At 65.2% G+C, this 15,849-nt stretch carries 15 protein-coding genes; 10 read left to right on the forward strand and 5 right to left on the reverse strand.

The genetic code is table 11. The features are described from left to right. Nucleotides 1-93: 93 nt before the first annotated feature. The gene (rpsT, locus tag AC1DBN_RS01130; protein ID WP_056079344.1) at nt 94-354 is read right to left on the reverse strand and encodes a 30S ribosomal protein S20; all 261 of its coding nucleotides are present in this window, start codon (nt 352-354) and stop codon (nt 94-96) included. A gap of 169 nt (nt 355-523) precedes the next feature. Further along, complete coding sequence (locus AC1DBN_RS01135; RefSeq protein WP_477722452.1) at nt 524-1,072, reverse strand: type II toxin-antitoxin system PemK/MazF family toxin; 549 nt, start codon at nt 1,070-1,072, stop codon at nt 524-526. A gap of 170 nt (nt 1,073-1,242) precedes the next feature. On the opposite strand from AC1DBN_RS01135, the gene lepA reads away from it, so the two are divergent. Both lepA and hemW read left to right on the forward strand, forming a co-directional pair. Next, on the forward strand, nt 1,243-3,099 hold the full coding sequence (lepA, locus tag AC1DBN_RS01140; protein ID WP_172829963.1) for a translation elongation factor 4: 1,857 nt from the start codon (nt 1,243-1,245) through the stop codon (nt 3,097-3,099). A 25-nt stretch (nt 3,100-3,124) separates the two neighbouring features. Further along, entirely contained in the window at nt 3,125-4,354 is a 1,230-nt protein-coding gene (gene hemW / locus AC1DBN_RS01145; protein WP_477722453.1) for a radical SAM family heme chaperone HemW, read from the forward strand. Nucleotides 4,355-4,414: 60 nt separating this feature from the next. Here the strand turns inward: hemW and AC1DBN_RS01150 are convergent, their stop codons facing one another. After that, on the reverse strand, nt 4,415-4,834 hold the full coding sequence (locus tag AC1DBN_RS01150; RefSeq protein ID WP_045731418.1) for a DUF4870 domain-containing protein: 420 nt from the start codon (nt 4,832-4,834) through the stop codon (nt 4,415-4,417). A 121-nt stretch (nt 4,835-4,955) separates the two neighbouring features. After that, nucleotides 4,956-5,807 (reverse strand): DUF3097 domain-containing protein, encoded by an 852-nt coding sequence (locus AC1DBN_RS01155; RefSeq protein ID WP_091723983.1) that lies wholly within the window; start codon nt 5,805-5,807, stop codon nt 4,956-4,958. A 197-nt stretch (nt 5,808-6,004) separates the two neighbouring features. On the opposite strand from AC1DBN_RS01155, the gene hrcA reads away from it, so the two are divergent. The 3 genes from hrcA (at nt 6,005) to AC1DBN_RS01170 (ending at nt 9,003) form a co-directional block, all read left to right on the forward strand. Next, nucleotides 6,005-7,018: a heat-inducible transcriptional repressor HrcA gene (gene hrcA, locus AC1DBN_RS01160; protein ID WP_091720374.1), complete on the forward strand. Its 1,014-nt coding sequence runs from the start codon at nt 6,005-6,007 to the stop codon at nt 7,016-7,018. A gap of 81 nt (nt 7,019-7,099) precedes the next feature. Beyond that, nucleotides 7,100-8,227, forward strand: coding sequence for a molecular chaperone DnaJ (gene dnaJ / locus AC1DBN_RS01165; RefSeq protein WP_091720371.1), 1,128 nt, complete (start codon nt 7,100-7,102; stop codon nt 8,225-8,227). Between the two features lie 2 nt (nt 8,228-8,229). Then, entirely contained in the window at nt 8,230-9,003 is a 774-nt protein-coding gene (locus AC1DBN_RS01170; RefSeq protein ID WP_091720368.1) for a 16S rRNA (uracil(1498)-N(3))-methyltransferase, read from the forward strand. Here the strand turns inward: AC1DBN_RS01170 and AC1DBN_RS01175 are convergent. Next, nucleotides 8,996-9,949, reverse strand: a complete 954-nt coding sequence (locus AC1DBN_RS01175) for a GerMN domain-containing protein (RefSeq protein WP_231994276.1) — start codon at nt 9,947-9,949, stop codon at nt 8,996-8,998. The two genes, AC1DBN_RS01170 and AC1DBN_RS01175, sit on opposite strands and share 8 nt — an antisense overlap. A gap of 376 nt (nt 9,950-10,325) precedes the next feature. On the opposite strand from AC1DBN_RS01175, the gene AC1DBN_RS01180 reads away from it, so the two are divergent. The 5 genes from AC1DBN_RS01180 (at nt 10,326) to AC1DBN_RS01200 (ending at nt 15,832) form a co-directional block, all read left to right on the forward strand. Then, nucleotides 10,326-11,414 carry a PhoH family protein gene (locus tag AC1DBN_RS01180; protein ID WP_015937162.1) on the forward strand — a complete coding sequence of 363 codons (1,089 nt, stop codon included), beginning with the start codon at nt 10,326-10,328 and terminating at the stop codon, nt 11,412-11,414. Then, nucleotides 11,411-11,884 carry an rRNA maturation RNase YbeY gene (gene ybeY, locus AC1DBN_RS01185; RefSeq protein ID WP_091720362.1) on the forward strand — a complete coding sequence of 158 codons (474 nt, stop codon included), beginning with the start codon at nt 11,411-11,413 and terminating at the stop codon, nt 11,882-11,884. The genes AC1DBN_RS01180 and ybeY overlap by 4 nt, the downstream gene beginning before the upstream one ends. Beyond that, nucleotides 11,881-13,212, forward strand: a complete 1,332-nt coding sequence (locus tag AC1DBN_RS01190) for a hemolysin family protein (protein WP_091720359.1) — start codon at nt 11,881-11,883, stop codon at nt 13,210-13,212. The genes ybeY and AC1DBN_RS01190 overlap by 4 nt, the downstream gene beginning before the upstream one ends. Then, nucleotides 13,196-14,155: a GTPase Era gene (era, locus tag AC1DBN_RS01195; RefSeq protein WP_091720356.1), complete on the forward strand. Its 960-nt coding sequence runs from the start codon at nt 13,196-13,198 to the stop codon at nt 14,153-14,155. Before AC1DBN_RS01190 ends, era begins: the two co-directional genes overlap by 17 nt. Nucleotides 14,156-14,374: 219 nt before the next feature. Then, nucleotides 14,375-15,832, forward strand: coding sequence for an LCP family protein (locus tag AC1DBN_RS01200; RefSeq protein WP_477722532.1), 1,458 nt, complete (start codon nt 14,375-14,377; stop codon nt 15,830-15,832). The last annotated feature ends 17 nt before the right edge of the window (nt 15,833-15,849 follow it).

Raw genomic sequence — 15,849 nt, forward strand, 5'->3', positions numbered from 1 at the left:
CACGGCGTCCCGAATGCGCATCCCGGAGCTTAAAGGCGTGTGGCCGGTACCCGAGGGTACCGGCCACAACATCAGTTCAGGGAACTGGAAACCTTACAGTGCGTTGACCTTCTTGGAGATCGCCGACTTGCGGTTCGCTGCGTTGTTCTTGTGCAGAACACCCTTGCTGACAGCCTTGTCCAGCTTGCGGCTGGCAGAAACGAGCGCAGTAGCAGCAGCGTCCTTGTCGGAGGACTCAACGGCCGTGTTGACGGCGCGGATAGCCGTCCGCAGCTCAGACTTGACTGCGTTGTTACGCAGGCGGGCCTTTTCGTTGGTCAGGATGCGCTTCTTCTGGGACTTGATATTCGCCACGTGTGAACTCTCTATTGTAATGCGGAAATGGTCTAGAGGGCTTTCAAGCTGGCCTTGACTGAGCGGCGTGGGGATACCTATGGCGGCCAGCCATCAGTGACCGTCGACCTGCACGGACACACAGCTATAAAGAATAGCAGGCCAGTGGCGTGACTGGCCATTTTCCGTACTACCGCCAGCCGTGTCGCGCCCTGAGTCCGGCGGCAACAGCGTCGAACCGTGCCCGGTCCAGCAGGGCACCCTCCCTGCGGATGCTGTCCGGCCGGATCTGCAGCACGCGGTCCAGTTTCGCTTCGCTGGGCCGTCCCTGGCGGTCCCATCCGCCGGCCCCCACGTCTACATAGTCGCGGGAAGCGGACGCTGCCGGTACCCGGTCCTTGCTGGTGAGCATCAGTCCCAGCAGGTACTTTCCATTGCGGGCCACGATGAGGACGGGCCGGTCCTTGCCCCGGGAATGGTCTTCCTCATAGGGAACCCACGTCCATACGACTTCGCCCGGATCGGGCTCACCGTCCGGCTGCGGCGAATAGCGGATTTCCGCCCGGCCGGTGAAATCGTCGGGATAGCCTGCAGTACGCATGCCGTCCATGGCGCCTTTGGTGTCCTGACTGGCAGGTCGCGGGGCGGGACGCTGATGCGCCGCCGGTTTGTCCACGTTCCGAAGGAGCCTTAGGCCGGCCCGGACAGCATTACCCAGCCTGCGGAGGTTGATCGCCATGCCGCCACCCTATAGCCCGGGCCCGCAGACGGCCTGGGTCCCGTGCAGGTAATGCGGTGCGAGTGGCCAGGACGTGGGACACTGGTGGCTGAAGAAGTGCGGCTAATCCGCGGGCAGCATGTGGTGTGCCTGCCGGGCGGCCGCGGAAAAGCCAACAGTAAGGACCCTGCGTGTCTCCCATGGCCCGCACCGCACCGGTGCCCGCCGCGACAGATCCGGCTATTATTCGGAACTTTTGCATCATCGCGCACATTGACCACGGCAAGTCCACCCTGGCTGACCGGATGCTGCAGTCCACCGGAGTAGTCCAGGCGCGGGACATGAAGGCCCAGTACCTGGACCGGATGGACATTGAGCGTGAACGCGGCATTACCATCAAGTCGCAGGCTGTGCGCATGCCGTGGGAAGTGGAAGGCGTCAGCTACGCGCTGAACATGATCGACACGCCGGGCCACGTGGACTTCACCTATGAGGTGTCACGGTCCCTTGCCGCCTGCGAGGGCGCAGTCCTGCTGGTGGACGCTGCCCAGGGTATTGAGGCCCAGACGCTTGCCAACCTTTACCTGGCGATGGAAAACAACCTCGCCATCATCCCGGTGCTGAACAAGATCGACCTTCCGGCAGCGCAGCCGGAAAAATACGCAGCGGAGCTTGCAAGCCTTATCGGCGGCGATCCCGAAGACGTGCTGCGCGTGTCCGGCAAGACCGGCGTCGGCGTGGAAGCCCTCCTGGACAAGATTGTCCGCGATCTGCCGGCACCGGAGGGCAATCCCGATGCCCCCGCCCGTGCCATGATCTTCGATTCGGTCTACGACACCTACCGCGGCGTGGTGACCTACGTCCGCGTGGTGGACGGCATGCTCCACCCGCGTGAACGCATCCAGATGATGTCCACCAGGGCCTCCCACGAGCTCCTGGAAATCGGCGTCAGCTCCCCGGAACCCACACCCTCCAAGGGCCTGGGCGTCGGCGAAGTGGGCTACCTGATCACCGGTGTGAAGGACGTCCGCCAGTCCAAGGTGGGCGACACCGTCACCAACCTGGCCAAGCCGGCCGCCCAATCGCTGCCTGGCTACGCCGACGCAAAGCCGATGGTGTTCTCCGGCCTCTATCCGCTGGACGGTGCCGACTACCCGGTACTGCGTGACGCCCTTGAGAAGCTCATGCTCAACGACGCTGCGCTGGTCTACGAACCCGAAACCTCTGCAGCGCTGGGCTTCGGTTTCCGCGTGGGCTTCCTGGGCCTCCTCCACCTCGAGATCACCCGCGAACGCCTGGAGCGCGAATACAACCTCGACCTCATTTCCACCGCTCCGAACGTGGAGTACGAGGTGACCCTGGAGGACAAGAAGGTGGTCCGCGTGACCAACCCCAGCGAGTACCCCACCGGCAAGATCGCCGAAGTCCGCGAACCCATGGTCTCCGCCACCATCCTGGCTCCCAACGAGTTCGTGGGCGCCATCATGGAACTCTGCCAGTCACGCCGCGGCGTCATGGGTGGGATGGACTACCTTTCCGAGGACCGGGTGGAAATCCGTTACCGCCTGCCGCTGGCGGAAATCGTGTTCGATTTCTTCGACATCCTCAAGTCCAAAACCCGTGGCTACGGCTCCCTGGACTGGAAGGCCGACGGTGAGCAGGTTGCCGACCTCGTGAAGGTGGACATCATGCTCCAGGGTGAACAGGTGGATGCCTTCAGTGCCATCACGCACCGGGAAAAGGCGTATGCCTACGGCGTGATGATGACCGGAAAGCTCCGCGAACTGATCCCGCGGCAGCAGTTCGAGGTGCCCATCCAGGCGGCCATCGGTTCGAGGATCATCGCGCGCGAAAGCATCCGGGCCATCCGCAAGGACGTCCTGGCGAAGTGCTACGGCGGTGACATCTCACGTAAGCGCAAGCTGCTGGAGAAGCAAAAAGAAGGCAAGAAGCGCATGAAGATGGTGGGCACCGTGGAGGTGCCGCAGGAAGCGTTCATCGCCGCCCTCACCACCGACGAATCGAAGGACAAGGCCAAGAAGAAGTGACCACCGCGCAGCGGGGTACCCGCTGATGCCCAGCGTACTTCCCCTCGGTGACCCGGCGCCGTCGGACGGCATCCTGCCTCCGCAGGCGGCCGTCGGCGCGGGGGACCGCGCGTTCGGGCTGTATGTCCACATCCCTTTCTGCGCCGTGCGCTGCGGGTACTGCGACTTCAACACCTACACGGCTACCGAACTCGGCGGCGGTGCCTCCCAGGATGCCTATGCCGGTACGGCAGCATCCGAGGTGGCGTTTGCGGCCACGGTGCTCAAGGCGTCCGGTGTACCGGACCGAAAGCTCAGCACTGTGTTCTTCGGCGGCGGCACACCCACGCTGTTGCCCGCCGAAGACCTCGCATTGATTCTTCGGACGGCCATCGACCAATGGGGGATCGAGGACGGCGCCGAGGTGACAACTGAGGCAAATCCGGATTCGGTGACACCGGAGTCCCTGGCTGTGCTCAGGGATGCCGGCTTTACGCGGGTCTCGTTCGGGATGCAGTCCGCAGTTCCGCACGTCCTGAAGGTCCTGGACCGCACCCACACCCCGAGCAGGGTTCCCCAGGTGGTGCAGTGGGCCCGTGACGCCGGCCTGGCAGTGAGCCTCGACCTGATCTACGGGACGCCGGGGGAGTCGCTGGCCGACTGGCAGTACTCCCTGGAAACCGCGTTGTCGTACGAGCCGGACCACATCAGCGCCTACGCGCTGATCGTTGAGGACGGCACCAAGTTGGCGGCGCAGATCCGGCGCGGCGAGGTCCCGGGCATCGACGACGACGATCACGCCGACAAGTACGAGCTCGCCGACCGCCTGATCACCTCTGCAGGCCTGGAGTGGTACGAGGTCAGCAACTGGGCGCGCACGCCAGAACAGGCCTGCCGGCACAACCTCGCCTACTGGCGCGGCGATGACTGGTGGGGGATCGGGCCGGGCGCGCACTCACATGTGGGCGGTGTGCGCTGGTGGAACGTCAAACACCCAACCGCGTACGCCGGGCGGCTGGCGCAGGGAAACTCACCGGCCGCCGGACGCGAAACCCTGGACGCGGAGACCCGGAACGTGGAGCGGGTCATGCTTGAGGCCCGCCTCCAGTCCGGGCTGGAAGTGGCAAGCCTGGACACGGTGGGGCGGCACCAGATCGCCGGGCTGATTGCCGAGGGGCTGGTTGAGCCGGGCGCAGCATTCCGGGGGATGCTGGTCCTGACGTTGAAGGGCCGGCTCCTGGCCGACGCGGTGGTCCGCCGGATCCTGCCCGACTAACGCGGGTTTACCGGCCACGCCTGCGAGGTCAGGCTTGCTGCGGCTGGGAGCCGACGGGGACTACTTGATCCAGCGCAGGTTGAACTGGTAGCGGTGCGGTTGGCCGCGGTTGACGTGGATGCCTGCCGCCACCGAAAAGCACGTCAGTGCAATCCAGATCAATGTGGCGATCACGGCAAAAATGTTTCCGACCACGGGAATGAACACCAGGATGTTCGCCACTACCGCTGCGATGGTGGGAGGCAGGCTGAAGTTCAGGGCTTCCTTCGACTCCTGGGCCGTGAAGGGCCCGCGGTCGCGGAAGATGAGGAAGATCAGCAGGGCGGGGACGCATCCCAGGATCCCGCCGAAGTGTGCCAGGGTGGCCCACTGCCGGTCCTCGCTGGCCGTGAGCGGCAGCGCATTCGCGGGGACGCCGTGGTATTCGGAACGGCCGGTGCTGCTTTGGCCGTCCCTGTGCTCGCGTGCGTTTTCTGCCACAGTCTGTTCCTTCGAAAAGTGCAATTGATGCTGGGGATGCAGTTGATGCTTCGGGGCCCGCTGCGGATCGCGGGGGCCACCGCAGTATCAAGAATACTGGTGTTTGCCGGTCCGGCGTCCGTCAGGGTGCTGTGAGGAAGTCGATGACTTCCTCGACCCGGCCCAGCAGCGACGCCTCCAGGTCTGCGTAAGTGTGGACCGCACCGAGCAGTTTCTGCCATCCGAGCCCGATGTCCTCCTTAGTGGAGTGCGGCCAGCCGAACGCCTTGAGGATCCCGGTTTTCCAGTCCTGGCCCCGCGGTACTGACGGCCATTGCGGAATGCCCAGCACGGAGGGCCGGATGGCCTGCCACACATCCACGTAGGGGTGGCCGACAATCAGGACGTTGCCTGCAGCGCCAGGGCCGGCCATGACAGCCTCAGCAATACGGGATTCCTTGGAGTCCGGGACCAGGTGGTCCACCAGCACACCCAGCCGGCGCCCCGGCCCTGGCCCGAATTCCTTCACGGCGCCGGCGAGGTCGTCGATGCCATGCAGGGGTTCGACGACGATGCCCTCCACCCGGAGATCGTCTCCCCATACCTTCTCGACGAGTTCGGCGTCGTGCTTTCCTTCCACCCAGATGCGGCTCGCCTTGGCCACCTGTGCACGCTGGCCTGCGACGCGTACGGAGCCTGAGGCTGTGCGCCCGGCTGACGGACCGCCCGCTGCGGGCCGGGGTGCCGGTGGCATCAGCCTGATGGCACGGCCCTCGAGGAGGAACCCGAATCCCAGCCGGAAGGTCCGCGACTTTCCGCGCCGGTCCTCAAGGGCCACCACATGCATGCCGCCGGACTTTTCCACCCGGGTGACGGCCCCCACCCAGCCGGACTGTACGTCTTCGAGCACCATGCCCCGTTCCACGGGCACTTCAGGCAGTTGCGTACGCGCGGGAGCGGACATGTCCCGCGGGCCCCAGTTCCGGTAATCCATGGTCACTCCGCCTCGCCGTAGGTGCTGTCCCGGAATTTCGCCCGGAGCGGTACCAATGCTAACAACGGGCCAAGGCATAATAGACTGTTAGCACTTAGGCATGTCGAGTGCTAACAGTTCGAGTGCATGTTCGAGTGCGTGCAGACTGGCAGGAAGGAACGGGTGGCTTATCCACCCCGACTGGATGGAGGTGGAGTGTGAGTGAGCCGCGCAAGCTTGAAGTACTGCGGGCCATCGTGGAGGACTACGTCCACTCCCGCGAACCGGTAGGCTCCAAGGCCCTGGTGGAACGGCATCACCTGGGGGTTTCCAGCGCCACCATCCGGAACGACATGGCGGCGCTTGAGGACGAGGGCCTCATCACGGCGCCGCATACCAGTGCCGGCCGGATTCCCACGGACAAGGGTTACCGGCTGTTCGTGGACCAGATTTCGGCCGTGAAGCCGCTCTCGCAAGCCGAACGGCGCGCCATCCAGTCCCTCCTGGAGGGATCCGACGACCTCGACGACGTCCTCGACCGCACCGTGCGGCTGTTGTCCCAGCTGACCAACCAGGTGGCGGTGGTCCAGTACCCCCACCTCAGCCGGGCACTGATCCGGCACATCGAGTTCGTCCTGCTGGCCCCGCGCAAGGTCCTTGTGGTCCTGATCGCGAACAGCGGCAACGTGGAGCAGCGCGTCATCGACGTCGGGCAGGACCTCGCGGACGAAGCGTTGTCCGCGCTGCGTACCCGGTTTCTGGGAACCCTGGCCGGAACACCGCTGGCCCGGCTGCCGCAGGCCCTTCCCGCCGTCGTCTCCTCTGTCAGTCCGGGGGAGCGGCAGGCGGCGCAGTCGCTGGCGCACGCCCTGGAGATCCTTGCGCACAGCAGCCGCGAGGACCGCATGGTCATGGCCGGCACGGCCAACCTGGCCCGGTCCAATGTCGACTTTCCGCTGAGCATCGGCCCCGTGCTGGAAGCTTTGGAAGAGCAGGTGGTGATGCTGCGGCTGCTGAGCGACATGGCGCAGGACCACCGTGGCGTGGCCGTCAGCATCGGCCGCGAAAACCCTTACGACGGCCTGGCCGAGGCGTCCGTCGTGGCCACCGGCTACGGCCCGGACAGCGTGGCCAAGATCGGCATCCTGGGTCCCACCCGGATGGACTATCCCAACACCATGGCGGCCGTCAGGGCAGTTGCCCGTTACCTTTCCCGCATCCTGGGTCCCTGACCGGCCCGCCCCGGCACCACAGCCGCCGGGCCCGCACGGCAGTCCCACCGCAGGCAGTACAACAAGGAAGAGATACGAACTTTGAGCAGCCACTATGACGTCCTTGGAGTTTCACCGGAAGCCACCGGAGAAGAAATCAAAAAGGCCTACCGCAAGCTGGCCCGGACACTCCACCCCGACGTCAACCCGGGCGAAGATGCGCAGGACCGCTTCAAGGCGGTGACCCACGCCTACGAAGTCCTCTCCGACCCGCAGAAACGCCGGGTCTACGACACCACCGGCAACGAGAACGGCACTGACAATGGATTCGGCGGAGGAAGCTACGCCGGCCAGGGCTTTGCCTTCCAGGACATCTTCGACACGTTCTTCGGCGCCGGCGGATCGTCCGGACCCGCCTCACGGGTCCGCCGCGGCCAGGATGCACTCATCAGCGTCCGCATCGAACTGCGCGACGCCGTCTTTGGCGTCAACAAAAAGCTTGAGGTGGACACTGCAGTCACTTGCCCCACCTGTGAGGGATCATGTTGCCGCCCGGGGACGCACCCCGAACGCTGCGACATCTGCGGCGGCAGCGGCCAGGTCCAGCGCGCTGTCCGTTCCATCCTCGGCCAGGTCATGACCGCTGCACCGTGCGGCACCTGCGAGGGCTTCGGCACTGTCATCAAAGATCCCTGCAATGAATGCAGCGGCCAGGGCCGCATCCGGAGCCGCCGCTCCCTGACCATCAAGGTTCCCGCCGGCGTCGCAACCGGAACACGCATCCAGCTGACCGGGCAGGGCGAAGCCGGCCCCGCGGGCGGCCCCTCCGGCGACCTCTACGTGGAGGTCCGCGTCAACAACGACGCCACGTATGTGCGTGACGGCGACGACCTGCACGCAACCCTGAACATCCCCATGACCGCCGCGGCGCTGGGCACCGACGTCAGCCTGGAGACCTTCGACGGAACCCAGGACATCGACGTGAAGCCGGGCACCCAGTCCGGTGAAATCATCACCCTCCGCGGCCTGGGTGTCACCCACCTGCGCGGATACGGCCGCGGTGACCTGAAGGTGCACCTGCAGGTGGAAACGCCGGCCAAGCTCGACGCAGCCCAGGAGGAGCTCCTCCGGCAGCTTGCCAAGCTCCGCGGAGAACAGATCACCGAAGGCAAGCTCGCCGCCAGTGGCGGGATGTTCGCGAAGCTGCGGGACCGGCTGGGGAACCTGTAGCGGTGAGCAACCCTGTCTTTTTTACCTCCGCCGGATCCCTCGACGGGCTGGAGGAGGGCATGGAGTTTGTCCTGGAAGGGCCGGAGGCGCGCCACGCGGTTTCCGTAAAGCGCCTCGCAGCGGGTGAGGCCGTGGACATCGTCGACGGCGCCGGTACCCGTATGAGCGGGACGGTGTCCGAGGCCGCCGGCACCCGCCTCACCGTGCGGTGCGGTTCCCTGGTGGAGGAGGCCCGCCCCAGTGTCCGGCTGGTGCTGGTGCAGGCCCTCGCCAAGGGTGACCGTGATGAGCTTGCCATCGAGACCGCCACGGAACTGGGCATCGACGCCGTGATCCCCTGGCAGTCCGAACGTTCCATCGTCCGGTGGAAGGGTGACCGGGCGGCCAAGGCGCACGCCAAATGGCAGTCCGTGGTGGGCGCTGCGGCCAAGCAGGCGCGGCGGGCCTGGATCCCTGAGGTGCGTCCCGCCGTCGACACCGCTGCCCTTGCTGCAGCAGTGGAAGCCGCGGACCTGGCGGTCATCCTCCACGAAGACGCAGTGCGGCCGCTCCGTTCTGTCCTGGAAGGCTGGGACGATGCCAGCGGCGCAGGAACCCGTGAAGTGCTCCTTATCGTGGGCCCGGAGGGTGGAATCAGCCCCCGGGAGGTGACGCGCCTCTGCGACCGCGGAGCCGTCACGGCGCTCCTGGGCCACCACGTGCTGCGCTCGTCCACGGCCGGTCCTGCCGCCGTAGTGCTCTCCAGCGACATCCTGGGGCGCTGGGACGCTACCTGACCTTGAAGGACCGGTTGTCTTCGAACTGGTCCGGGCCGCCGTCAGACCCGGCCTGGGCCACCCTCAGCTCGTAGTCTCCGGCGGGCAGGGTCAAGGCCAGCGTGAATACCCCTGCCTGCCCCTGTTCCGATGACGCCGTGGTTTCGCCGGTGAGGAAGGGTGCCTTGGCGCCGTTGTCCCCGGTCCGCAGGATCTGCCAGCGAAGCTTGCCGCCCGCCGACGTGCTGCGTCCGGTGATTTTGACGCTGCCGTCCGCGACTTCGGAGCCTTGCTGGGGATCGATGATCCAGACAGGAGCAGCCAGGCCCGCCGTCCTGGTCATCAGGGCGCCAAGCTGGACCTGCCCGAAAGCCATGTAGTCGGTGTGGCCGTCCACCAGGATCCGAACCCGGATCTGCTGGCCGGAGTCGATCAACCCGGAACTGGCTGCGGCAGCAGTGGCCGTGTAGACGAGCTGCTGGACTGCCCGGGCTGCCATGTCCGCATCAAGGTTGCTGTTGAAAGCGTCCTCGGAGACATCGACGGTGATGACGTCCTTGCCGGAAATCGAGGTGGCCAGCTTGCCGGGATTCTGCCACGGGGTGAAGTAGTCAGGGTCAAGGGGTTTATCGGACATCATGGCACGCAGTGCGCGCGTTACCGGGTTCTCCTGTTCGGGTACATCCCGGAACTCCCGGTACAGGAAGACGTTGCTGCTGCTGCGGCCGATCCAGTAGACAGGCGCCTTGTTGGAGGACTGCGTGGTTTCCAGTGGGGCGCTGGTGGAGGGCGGCTCCGGGCTTCCCGTGGTGGCAGGCCCGGTCAGAAGGGTGCCCGTGGGGGAGGGGCCAGGTTCCGCAACGCAACCGGCAAGGATCGGCACGACCGTCAGGACGCCGGCCAGCATGATCGCGCGGGCGCGGCCCACGTGTCGACCTGCCCGGCGGGGCGCAACGGTATCCGGCACTTGTGCCTTTCCTTTCCTGTCGTGAGGGCCGTTCCCCGGTCGGCCCGATGTCACAGCCGTGGCTGGATTTCCAGCATTGCACAGCCCGGCGAAGCGATTTGCCCGGTTCCGGCCGTGGGGCACAACTGCAACGGGAACGATATGAGGACGATATGAAGTTGATACCTAATGACCGATCCTGCCGTGGCGCCTTTGGTGACTGCGCCCTGCTGCCTGTGGATGCCGAGGGCCCGTGGTTGTCCGGCTTTACCGGCAGGCGGGGTGCGCTGGCGTAAGATAAAAGGATCACGGAACGCAGAAACCAGGCACTGGTTTCCCGGGCCGGGACGACAGCAGAAACTACCTCGAGGGGACCACAGGCCTGCGGGCCAGCACCATGACTGAATCAGCCAACGGAAAGCGCCGGCTCAACACGGGAGAGGGCACTGCCGGGGAATTTCCCCACACCCTTCCCGGCGTCCGGACCGAGGTAGTCCTTTTCGACAATTCCGATCAGATGGTCCAGTCACTCGGCAGCCACGATGAGGCGCTGCGGTACATCGAGGAGCAGTTCCCGGACGTGAACTTCCACGTCCGCGGCAACGAACTTTCCCTCAGCGGCCCGGCCGGCGACGTTCCCCGGATCATGCGGCTCCTCCAGGAAGTCCGTGGCCTGGTGGCACGCGGCACCGTTATCACCCCCGCGGTCCTGCAGCAGCTGGTGGCACTGCTCCGGAGCCAGTCGCTCCAGAACCCCGTGGATGTGCTGACGCACGACATCCTTTCCAGCCGGGGCAGGACCATCCGGCCCAAGACGCTGAACCAGAAGAACTATGTCGACGCCATCGATGACAACACCGTCATTTTTGGCATCGGCCCCGCCGGAACCGGCAAGACGTACCTGGCCATGGCCAAGGCTGTGCAGGCGCTTCAGCAGAAGGAAGTCAGCCGCATCATCCTTACCCGACCGGCCGTCGAAGCAGGCGAACGCCTCGGGTTCCTGCCCGGAACCCTGAGCGACAAGATCGACCCCTACCTGAGGCCGCTCTACGATGCCCTCCACGACATGATGGACCCTGAATCGATTCCACGGCTCATGGCAGCCGGAACCATTGAGGTGGCTCCGCTGGCCTATATGCGTGGCCGGACGCTCAATGACGCGTTCATCATCCTGGATGAGGCCCAGAACACCACCCCGGAACAGATGAAGATGTTCCTCACCCGCCTGGGCTTCGGGTCCAAGATGGTGGTCACCGGTGACGTCACCCAGGTGGACCTGCCCTTCGGCACGCGGTCCGGGCTGCGGATCGTGGAGGAGATCCTGCACGGCATCGAAGGCGTGAACTTCTCCGTCCTTGATGCCGCGGACGTGGTGCGGCACCGCCTCGTGGGAGACATTGTCAATGCCTACAGCATCTGGGACGACAGGCAAAGGAACCGTGCCCGACAAACGGCCGGCCGGGAGAAGCGGGGGGAACACGCATGAGCATCGAGGTGAACAACGAATCCGGCGTCCAGGTGGACGAGGCGGGGCTGGTAGCCCTGTCCCGGTACATTTTTGAACAGCTTTACATCCATCCGCAGGCAGAACTGTCCATTCTCCTGGTGGATGAGCCTGCCATGGAGAAGCTCCACATCGAACTGATGGACGAGCCCGGGGCAACCGACGTGTTGTCGGTGCCGATGGATGAACTCACGCCCGGAACTCCGGACCGACCCACCCCGCAGGGGATGCTCGGCGACATCGCCATCTGCCCCCAGGTGGCGCAGGTCCAGGCCAAAAACGCCGGCCACGCCCTCCAGGATGAGATGCTGCTGCTGACCACCCACGGCATCCTGCACCTTTTGGGCTATGACCATGCCGAGCCCGAAGAGAAGGAAGAGATGTTCGGGCTCCAGCGCGAACTCCTGACCGGCTTCACCGGCAAGGAAGCGCCCGCCGAGACCACTCTGTGACGCCCCTCCTCCTGGTGGCGATGGCTCTGGTCTTCCTGGCCATCGCCGCCGTACTGACCGCGGCCGAGGCCGCCTTCAATTTCCTCCCGCGGCACGATGCGGAAGAAGCGTTGCTCCGAAGCCGCGGAACGGCAATGCGCAGTATTCTCCGCGAGCCCGTTGCGCATATCCGGGCCCTGAGGTTCTGGCGGGTCTGGTTCGAAATGGCCTCCGCTGTCGCCGTCTCGGTGCTGCTTTACAGTCTCCTGGACAACATCTGGCTGGCCGGCCTTGCAGCAACCGGCATCATGGCGCTGCTGGGGTTCGTGATCGTGGGTGTCTCACCCCGCCAGCTGGGCAGGCTCCACTCGGCCGCGGTAGTGCGCTTCACGGCGCCGATGATCCGCTTCCTGACGTGGGTCCTTGGGCCCATACCGGGATGGCTCGTCGCGGTGGGAAGCGCTGCCGCCCCGGGCGCACCCGGAGGGGACGAAGCCTTCTTCAGCGAACAGGAATTCCGTGAACTGGTGGACCGCGCCAGCGAATCCGACATGATCGAGGACACGGAAGCCGAGATGATCCAGTCGGTGTTCGATTTTGGGGACACGCTGGTCCGTGCCGTCATGGTGCCCAGGACGGACATTGTCGGCATCGACTCCGGTTCGAGCCTGCACGAGGCAATGTCCCTGTTCCTCCGGTCCGGCTACTCCCGGGTCCCGGTCATCGGCGAAGACACCGACCACATCCTGGGGATCGTCTACCTCAAGGACGTGGCCGCCGTCGTGCATGAACTGGATGCAGGCGCAGAACCTCCCACAGTTGACTCCATGGCCCGTGAGGTCCGCTACGTGCCGGAATCAAAACCGGTGAGCGACCTGCTGCGGGAACTGCAGAAGGAGTCCACGCACGTGGCCATCGTCATCGACGAGTACGGCGGCACGGCCGGCCTGGTCACGCTTGAGGACCTGATTGAGGAAATCGTTGGCGAGATCGTTGACGAATACGACACCGAAAGCGCCGAGGCCGTAGAGCTCGGCGACGGTTCCTACCGGGTCAGCTCCAGGATGAGCATCGATGACCTCGGAGAACTTTTTGACATTGAGCTTGACGACGACGAAGTGGACACCGTGGGCGGACTGCTCGCCAAAGCGCTGGGACGCGTTCCCATCGTGGGCAGCCGGGTTGAAGTCCAGGGCGTATCGTTGCGGGCCGACCGGCTCGAGGGCCGCCGCAACCGCGTCAGCCATATCATTGCGGCACCCGTGCCAACAGTAGACACTGACCTTGAAGACCTCTTCCATGAGGCGGAAGCAACCCAGCAGGGAGTTCCACGTGAGCAAGAAAAGTAAGGCCCAGGCAGAGGACGATTTCGGCGGATTCCGGGCGGGGTTCTCGGTCCTCGTCGGGCGTCCCAACGCGGGCAAGTCCACTTTGACCAACGCCCTGGTGGGTAAGAAGATAGCCATCACCTCTGCCAAACCGCAGACCACCCGGCACACCATCCGGGGGATCGTCCACCGCGAGGACGCCCAGCTGATCCTGGTGGACACACCGGGGCTGCACCGGCCGCGGACCCTGCTCGGCAAGCGCCTGAACGACCTTGTGGCCGACACCCTCGCAGAGGTGGATGCCATCGGCTTCTGCCTGCCCGCCAACGAAAAGATCGGCCCCGGCGACAAGTTCATCGCGGCCCAGCTTGCCGCCATTGGCGGGAAGCCTGTCATCGCCATCGTGACGAAGGCCGACCTTGTGGACAAGCAGGCGCTCACCGAACAGCTGCTGGCCGTCGATGCCCTCGGCCGTGAAGTGCTGGGCGAAGACGGGTGGAGGGACATCGTCCCCGTCTCCGCGAGCGACGGATTCCAGGTGGGCACTGTGGCCGATGTCCTCATCAGCCACATGCCGCCGTCGCCCCCTCTGTACCCGGACGGCGAACTGACCGACGAGCCCGAAGCTGTCATGGTGGCCGAACTGATCCGCGAGGCGGCGCTGGAAGGCGTCCGGGATGAACTTCCGCACTCACTCGCCGTGGTGGTGGAAGAGATCGTTCCCCGTGAGGACCGGCCGGAAGACAACCCGCTCCTCGACGTGCGGGTAAACCTCTACGTGGAACGTCCGTCCCAGAAAGCCATCATCATCGGCAAGGGCGGGAGCAGGCTGCGGGAGGTGGGGACCAACGCGCGCAAGGGCATCGAGGCGCTGCTTGGCACACGCATCTACCTGGATCTCCATGTGAAGGTGGCAAAAGACTGGCAGCGGGATCCAAAACAGCTGGTCAAGCTCGGTTTCTGATGTTCCGGGCGGGGTGTCGCAGGTCACCGCCCGGCGTTTTCCCAGACTCGGCCACTAAAATGGACCGGATTTTGTAATTAGAGGAAGGTTCAACACGTGGCGCGAGGCCGTGGCAAAAACGAGTTCGGCGCTGAGTCGCCACCCGGCTCTGGCCCCGTTTCCAGGCACGCCGACCAGGCCGGCCTGGGCGCTGCCCGGCATCTTGGACCCATCCGGGGGATGCCCGTCTGGCTGAAGATCATCACCGCCATCGTCGCTGTGGCGTTGGTGGGCGGCCTTGCCTTTGCCGGGTTCTGGTTCATCCGGCTCCAGAACAACATCTCCAAGGCGCCACTGAACGCCGGCGGATCGGGTACCGAGGGGCCGGTTAATAATGCCACCGGGCGGATGCAGATCCTGATCCTCGGGTCTGACACCCGCGACGGCAAGAACTCGGAATACGGCACCTCCGATGACTCGACGGGCTACGGCAAGTCCGACGTCATGATGCTGATGGACATCTCCGAGGACAACAAGCGCGTCAGCGTCATCAGCTTCCCACGTGACCTGCTGGTCAACATCCCCGCATGCAAGGACTCCAAGACCGGCCGTGAATATCCCGCGCGCAGTGGAGTGATGATCAACGAAGCCATGGGCGAGGCCGGAATCGGCTGTGCCGTGGATACCGTCAACAAACTGACCGGACTGGAAGTGGACCATTTCATGATGGCCGACTTCAACGCCGTCAAGGAGTTGTCCAACGCCGTGGGCGGCGTGGACGTGTGCGTCAGCGATGCCATCTATGATCCGGATTCCCGGCTCCGGCTGCCGGCAGGAACCTCCGCCGTGCAGGGTGAGCAGGCACTCGCCTTCCTTCGCACGCGGCACGCCTTCGCCGACGGCGGAGACCTGGGGCGAATCCAGGCACAGCAGGGTTTCCTGTCCTCACTGACCCGGAAAATCAAGGACGAGGGAACGTTGTCGGATCCGGCCCGGATGCTGAAGATCGCCGACGTCGTCACCCAGAACCTCACGGTGGACGACGGGCTGGCCTCGGTGCCGACCCTGCTGACCATCGGCAACCGGCTCAAGGACATCGACCTCGGGAAGGTGGCGTTTGTATCCGTGCCCACCACGCCCGCCGTGTCCGATCCCAACCGCCTCGAAATTGCCGAGCCCGCAGGTTCCCAGCTCTTCACCGCGCTGCAGAAGGACGTCGACCTGACGGACCCCACGGCGCCCACCACGCCGTCACCCACTGAAAGCCCGTCCCCGTCAGCGACTCCGACGGAAACCGAAGCGCCGCTCCCGCCGTACAACAAGGCCCTCCAACCGGTCTCGGTGGCAAACGGCTCGGGCGTTCCCGGACGTTCCCAGGAGATCGTCCAGGCACTGCTCTCCGGCGGCTTTACCCAGGCAGCCCAGTTCGAAGCGCAGGCCATCGCCAAGTCGGGTGTCTACTACGGTGCCAATTACGCCGACGTCGCAGCGGACGTGGCCGCGCTCCTCGGGATTCCCGCGTCACAGGTGATCCCGGCTCCCGGGGTAACCGGCGTGCAGGTCTACCTCGGCAGCGATTTCACGTCCGGGGCCACCTACGGGAGTGGATCCGGCGCGGCCCTCCCGAACGACATTGTCAACCAGACTGCCGGGGATGCCCGCTGCCAGCAGGCCAACCCCGAACTGATCGTCCGGTAGCGCCCGCACCGCGCCCC

Source organism: Pseudarthrobacter sp. 10T415, from assembly GCF_056394175.1.